The organism is Phyllobacterium sp. LjRoot231 (assembly GCF_964253365.1).
Taxonomy (GTDB): Bacteria; Pseudomonadota; Alphaproteobacteria; order Rhizobiales; family Rhizobiaceae; genus Phyllobacterium.
On record NZ_CAXUQT020000001.1, the window covers coordinates 4,733,789 to 4,740,166 of the forward strand.

At 54.9% G+C, this 6,378-nt stretch carries 7 protein-coding genes; all 7 read left to right on the plus strand.

Annotated elements, in window-relative coordinates; all coding sequences use genetic code 11:
- The first annotated feature begins 278 nt into the window (after positions 1-278).
- The 7 genes from ACSQ3H_RS23585 (at position 279) to rpsT (ending at position 5,516) form a co-directional block, all read left to right on the plus strand.
- Positions 279-716 (plus strand): pilus assembly protein N-terminal domain-containing protein, encoded by a 438-nt coding sequence (locus ACSQ3H_RS23585; protein ID WP_436119285.1) that lies wholly within the window; start codon positions 279-281, stop codon positions 714-716.
- A gap of 122 nt (positions 717-838) precedes the next feature.
- A complete protein-coding gene (locus tag ACSQ3H_RS23590) occupies positions 839-1,429 on the plus strand; it encodes a TadE/TadG family type IV pilus assembly protein (RefSeq protein WP_436119286.1) in 591 nt (196 codons plus the stop codon).
- 52 nt (positions 1,430-1,481) lie between these two features.
- Positions 1,482-2,099, plus strand: a complete 618-nt coding sequence (locus tag ACSQ3H_RS23595; protein WP_436119287.1) for a TadE/TadG family type IV pilus assembly protein — start codon at positions 1,482-1,484, stop codon at positions 2,097-2,099.
- An 86-nt stretch (positions 2,100-2,185) separates the two neighbouring features.
- A complete protein-coding gene (locus tag ACSQ3H_RS23600; protein WP_436119288.1) occupies positions 2,186-3,430 on the plus strand; it encodes a phosphopentomutase in 1,245 nt (414 codons plus the stop codon).
- Positions 3,423-4,313 (plus strand): bifunctional DNA-formamidopyrimidine glycosylase/DNA-(apurinic or apyrimidinic site) lyase, encoded by an 891-nt coding sequence (mutM, locus tag ACSQ3H_RS23605; RefSeq protein ID WP_436119289.1) that lies wholly within the window; start codon positions 3,423-3,425, stop codon positions 4,311-4,313. Before ACSQ3H_RS23600 ends, mutM begins: the two co-directional genes overlap by 8 nt.
- Before the next feature lie 16 nt (positions 4,314-4,329).
- The gene (locus tag ACSQ3H_RS23610) at positions 4,330-5,103 is read left to right on the plus strand and encodes an enoyl-CoA hydratase (protein WP_436119290.1); all 774 of its coding nucleotides are present in this window, start codon (positions 4,330-4,332) and stop codon (positions 5,101-5,103) included.
- A gap of 146 nt (positions 5,104-5,249) precedes the next feature.
- Positions 5,250-5,516 (plus strand): 30S ribosomal protein S20, encoded by a 267-nt coding sequence (gene rpsT, locus ACSQ3H_RS23615; RefSeq protein ID WP_436119291.1) that lies wholly within the window; start codon positions 5,250-5,252, stop codon positions 5,514-5,516.
- Positions 5,517-6,378: the final 862 nt, after the last annotated feature.

The following is a 6,378-nucleotide window of genomic DNA, read 5'->3' on the forward strand; positions in this document are numbered from 1 at the left end:
GCTCATTGCATTCGGCTTAAGAAATACCGTTACGAAAAAGTAAACCTCCATGAAACTGTAAGTCATGTTTCCAAAGGGTAAAAAGTACCGACCTGATTTATTATAAATTCTAACTATTCCTATCACTGCCAATTTGACCATTTGCCTCGCGCCTGTCCGACGAAGAGGAGACGTAGCGACCCGTTTCACATTATACTTAACAACGTGTTCGCAGATTTAAGCTTTCCTTCACCAATCCCGGCCATGGTTGACTTGACAATTTTTCGAAGGGCTATCCCATGGTTCACATCAGAAGCCACAGCATACGTTCCTATGGCCTCGCAGCCGCATTGGCCCTGGCTGGTGTCTTGTTTGCCCCGGCAACGCAGGCCGATACCGGCATCCACATCGTGATGAACCAGGCAAGAATCCTGAAACTCGCCCGTCCTGCCGATACCGTGGTTGTCGGAGATCCTCAAATCGCCGATGCGGTGGTCAAGGATGCGCGGACCGTCGTTCTGACCGGCAAGGGTTTTGGCATCACCAATATCGTCATCATCGATGCGGACGGCGCTGCTATTGTCGATGACCAAGTCATGGTCAGCCGCAGTGTCGCCAATACGACCCGCGTCTATCGCCGGGCCTATGTCCAGACGCTTTCGTGCACACCCTATTGCGAAACCGCTCAGAAAACCGAGGCCGAGAAGGCATCCGACTCCCAGATCGGCGGTAACTGAGCCAACCACCGATCACGGTTGAGAAACAGTAAATCCATTGGCTGCAATTTGCTGTTGTCTCCAAACCAGATTCTAATATCTGACATGTAAGAGTTCCTTCGGGCTAATTGCGCGGGGAAACTATGTTCGGGAAAACTCATAAACTCTTTGACACTCGATACACTGCCGAAGCGGTCGATGGACCGGCGAGCGCGCGCCGGTCCACTGCGGCACGGTTCTGTGCTAACAAGCGCGGCACCGTCGCAATCGAATTCGCGTTGATCGCCCTGCCCTTCTTTCTGCTGATCTTCGCGATCATCGAGGTGAGCCTCAGCTTTACCGCCCAGCAGGTCATGGCGAATACAACGGACGATATTGCGCGCCAGTTACGCACAGGCGAAATCAAGACACTCACTTTAGCTGAACTGAAGGATAAGGTTTGCAAGAGGCTGTTGATGCCGACGACGAACTGCCCCGATCTGTTTGTGGATTTGCGCACCTATGCCACCTTCGCTGCCGTTCCAAAGACAATATCGCTCAAGAGTGATGGCGACGTCGATTCGACCGGATTCAAGAGCGCACCGGGCGGAGCCGGTACCATCAACCAGCTGCGCGTTTTTTATCGGTGGCCGATTTTTACCAATCTCATGAAACCTCGCATCGAGAGCATCGATGGCGCTGGGAAAACCCTGCTTTTCTCCACCGCAACCTGGAAAAATGAGCCCTATCTCTGACGCCGAGACAGCCAAGCAAGCATCCCTTTGCATTCTTCCGAAAGTGTGACGCATGAAAGCCTATAAAAAACAAAAAACTGCCACGGTCGAATTCGTGAAGCGTGTGCAAAGCTTTTTCCGCGATCAGCGCGGTGTCGCGGCGCTGGAATTCGCGCTGATCGCGCCTCTTATGATCGCACTCTATATGGGCAGTGTAGAGGTCACGGCAGGACTTGATCTTAACAAGAATCTCGGTCGTGCTACCAACATGGTCGCAGATCTGATCAACCAACAGCAGACGATTACCAAGGCCCAGATCCAGGACATTATGGATATTGGAACGGCTACCCTGCTTCCCTACATGCGGGACACTCCGCAGATCACGGTCACTGCCATCAACATCTCTGCAGCCAAGGTTGCGACAGTTGCGTGGTCAAGGCGCAAGGTCGATCTTGCCTATACGACGCCGTACTCGGCTGGGAGTGCTGTGGCGCTCAATGCCAATCTGCTGGTCCCGAGTACATCCGTGATCCGTGTCGAGATGAAGATTGCCTATGTACCGTTGATGGCTTTCATCATGAAGGATACGGTCACGACTGCAAAGGGCACCTCGGCGATCGGAATAACCATGCCGAAGACCATATTCGGCCGCGTCCGGCAGGGTACATCCGTCGCTTGTTCCGACTGTTAAAGCAATTCTCCCGCTCGCACCCGTCTGCATTTGTCATTGCGCAAAGTTTCACCTATCTGTGGGGAATAAACCCATCGGAGTGAGGCATGTCTCGCGCTTTCCTTTTTGTACTCGATTCCTTCGGCATCGGTGGTGCGCCGGATGCAAAGGCGTTCGGGGACGAAGGCTCAAATACACTCGGTCATATTGTCGAAGCCTGCTCAGCCGGGCGCGGTGATAGAGCCGGGTTGCGCTCCGGTCCGCTGAACCTTCCGAACATGAGCGCACTCGGTCTCTTTCATGCCGCTAATCTCGCGTCGGACCTTCCGCTCCCCTCGCAGCCGCTCGCTCCGTCCGGACTATGGGGTGCAGCGGAAGAAGTATCTAACGGCAAGGATACGCCGTCCGGGCATTGGGAGATTGCCGGCGTACCGGTCACATTCAACTGGGGCTATTTCCCGCAGGAAATCCCTACATTTCCCGACAGTCTCGTTGCAGGTACCATGAGCCGTGCAGGCATCCCCGGCATCCTCGGCAATAAACATGCGTCCGGTACGGATATCATCGATGAATATGGCGAGGAGCATATCCGCACCGGCAAGCCCATATTCTATACGTCGACCGATTCTGTTATCCAAATTGCCGCGCATGAGGTCTATTTCGGTTTGGACCGGCTCTACGAACTCTGTGCGATCGTGCGCGAGCTTGTCGACCCACTCAATATTGGGCGTGTGATCGCAAGGCCATTCACCGGGGAAACCCGCGAAACCTTCTCGCGAACAGGCAATCGCCGCGATTATTCCGTGCCGCCGCCGGAACCGACATTGCTTGACCGGCTGACGGATGCAGGCCGGATGGTGATCGCCATTGGCAAGATCGGTGATATCTATGCCCATCAGGGTGTGAGCCAGGTGCGCAAGGCCAATGGCAATATGGCGCTCTTCGATGAAACGCTGGTCGCCATGGATGACGCCCAGGACGGCGATCTGGTCTTCACCAATTTCGTCGATTTCGACATGCTCTACGGCCATCGCCGTGATGTGCCTGGGTATGCGGCAGCTCTGGAAGCCTTCGACCGGCGGTTACCAGAAGCGCTCGTCAAACTGCGTCCGGGCGATCTCATGATCCTCACTGCCGATCACGGCTGCGACCCTACCTATAAGGGAACGGATCATACGCGTGAGCGCGTGCCCGTCCTCTGCTCCGGTCCGGACCTTCCCCACGCCTCATTCGGCATTCGCCCGACCTTCGCCGATATTGGCGAAACGGTCGCTGCCCATCTCGGCATTGCCCCCGGCCTGCACGGCAAGAGCTTCCTGAAGGGAACGGGAGACCTGTCCCCAAATGCCTGAGTTACCAGAGGTTGAGACCGTCAAGCGTGGCCTGCAGCCGGTAATGGAAGGTTCGACAATCGTTGCAGTCGACCAGAATCGCCCAGACCTGCGCTTTCCCTTCCCCGAGCACTTTGCCAAGCGGCTGACGGGTAGGCATATCGAAGCACTCGAACGCCGCGCCAAATACCTCATCGTGCATCTCGATGATGGGCTCAGTCTCATCAGCCATCTCGGCATGTCCGGCTCCTACCGCATCGAGCATGAGGATGGCAGCGATACGCCTGGAGCTTTTCACCATGACCGGTCGAAAAATGCGGTACACGACCATGCCGTGCTGCATCTCGAAACGAGAGACGGCAAACGCCGGATTATCTACAATGACCCGCGGCGCTTCGGCTTCATGCTTTTTGCGGAACCTGGCAAGCTCAATGTGCATCCGCTGATCAAGAATCTCGGCACCGAACCGACGGGCAACCGTCTGGACGGCTCCCTGCTGGCGAGGTTGTTTGCCAACAAGGCCGCCCCACTGAAAGCGGCACTCCTCGATCAGAAGCTGATCGCCGGTCTTGGCAATATCTATGTCTGTGAAGCGTTGTGGCGGGCTGAACTGTCACCGTCGCGCATGGCTGGGAGTATTTCCGGCGAGAACAGCGCGGCAACGGACATGTCGGAGCGGCTCGCCACCTCAATCCGCTCGGTTATCGGCGATGCGATCAAGGCTGGCGGATCAAGCCTCAAGGATTATAGGCAAGCCGATGGCGCGCTCGGCTACTTCCAGCACTCATTTTCCGTCTATGACCGGGAGGGTCAGCCTTGCCCGCGCAAGGGTTGCCATGGCACGGTGGCGCGAATGGTTCAGAGCGGACGATCGACGTTTTATTGTCCCGTCTGTCAGCATTGATTTGGAGGAAATTCGGATGGCCTACGAAAACATCATCGTCGAGACGCGTGAGAAGGTCGGTTTCATACAGCTCAATCGCCCGAAGGCGCTCAATGCGCTTAATTCCGCGCTTCTGGCCGAGCTTGCTGCGGCGCTCGAGGCCTTCGACAAGGACAACACTATCGGAGCAATCGTTCTCACCGGCTCGGAAAAGGCCTTTGCGGCAGGTGCGGACATCAAGGAGATGCAAACACTGGAGTTCGCCGATGCCTATCTCGGTGATTATTTCAGCGAATGGGAACGGGTGACGCGGCTCCGCAAGCCGCTTATCGCCGCCGTGGCAGGCTATGCGCTTGGCGGCGGCTGCGAGCTTGCCATGATGTGCGACTTCATCATTGCCGCCGATACCGCAAAATTCGGCCAGCCGGAGATCACGCTCGGCGTCATGCCCGGCATGGGCGGGTCGCAGCGGCTCACCCGTTTCGTCGGCAAGTCGAAATCCATGGACATGTGCCTGACCGGGCGCATGATGGATGCTTCCGAGGCGGAACGCTGTGGGTTGGTTTCGCGTGTGGTGCCCGCCAATGAACTGATCGGCGAAGCCATGAAGGCCGCAAGCAAGATCGCGTCTTTCTCCCTGCCCGTCGTCATGATGACCAAGGAGACCGTCAACCGGGCCTATGAAACGACCCTTGCGGAGGGGCTGAGGTTTGAACGGCGCGTGTTCCATTCCATGTTTGCGCTCGAGGATCAGCGCGAGGGAATGAGCGCCTTTGCGGAAAAGCGTACGCCGAGTTTCAAAAACCGGTGAGAGCAAAATATCGCGCAGATTCCAAGTTGACGCAAAAGCAAACGTCATCTATAAGCCCGACAACGTTCGGTGGCCTCTTGGCCGCCCTATTATTTTGTGACGGCCGCTTTCATGCTGCCGATTAGCTGACAGAAAAGAGAGGCAACATGGCCAACACTCCTTCGGCCAAAAAAGCGGCGCGCAAGATCGAAGCCCGCACCGAAGTCAACAAGTCCCGCCGCTCCCGCGTGCGCACCTTCCTTCGCAAGTTCGAGGATGCGGTGGCAAGCGGTGATCAGGCAGCCGCTTCCCTCGCCTTCAAGGCGGTCGAACCGGAAGTGATGCGTGCTGCATCGAAGGGTGTCTTTCACAAGAATACCGCTTCGCGCAAAGTGTCCCGTCTGTCGGCTCGCCTGAAGAGCATGTCGGCCTGATTAAACGTGCCATTTTTATATATGAAAACCCGGCTTCTCTTTAGCCGGGTTTTTTGTTTGCGGGTTTTTCTGGGAATAAATTCGTTTCCCGAGGAAAAGATCGTGGGTTATCAAAACCATGACATATGACGGTCACAAACTTGCTAGGACAAAAAGCGTCAACCATCAATTTGCCTTTGTTTTCAATGGCTTATGGAAGGTAGTGGTTATGGCGTGAACCGGGAAGGGAGAATCTCCCGCCCCAGCCTCTGTCAAGCGATAATTTATTATTTTTTTTTGCCCGCATGAGTCCGCACTGCAACAAAATGCACAGCCCAAAAAAGGCTTTGAATCAGAACGATTTTTCCTCTTTGGCTCGAAGGCAGTTAAAAAAAACATAGAATCGTTAACCTTTAATTCATCAAAAAACCCTTGGCCTGCACTTGCCCTTCCTGCAAAGGTTTTTGTAAGGTCCAGACATCGAAGGGGTGGGCAGAAACCCATTTAACAGGCTTAGTAAATGTAGGTTCGGGCGCAGATTTTATCGTTTGCGTAACGAGTGGATTTTGTCAGTACTCAAGTTTTATAACTTGGGTTGTTTCAAAAAATTGAGCGAGTCGACGACGCTGGCGGGAGCCGGGCGTGAGTCTTACTGCGCCTAAACTGAGAGGGATGCGAACGTGGTAGTTATAAGTATTTCGGACAAGACTTATTCGGTCCAACACCGCGTTATCGCTACGGCCTCCATTCATTAACTTTCGGTCTGTTTCTGGTTGACCATCGGGGGTAGTCGACCAGGAAAACCATTGCATGGCGAACAAACGCCAGTACCAAAAACACGGGCATAAACCCGATCGACACATATCAGGATGAGGCGATGACA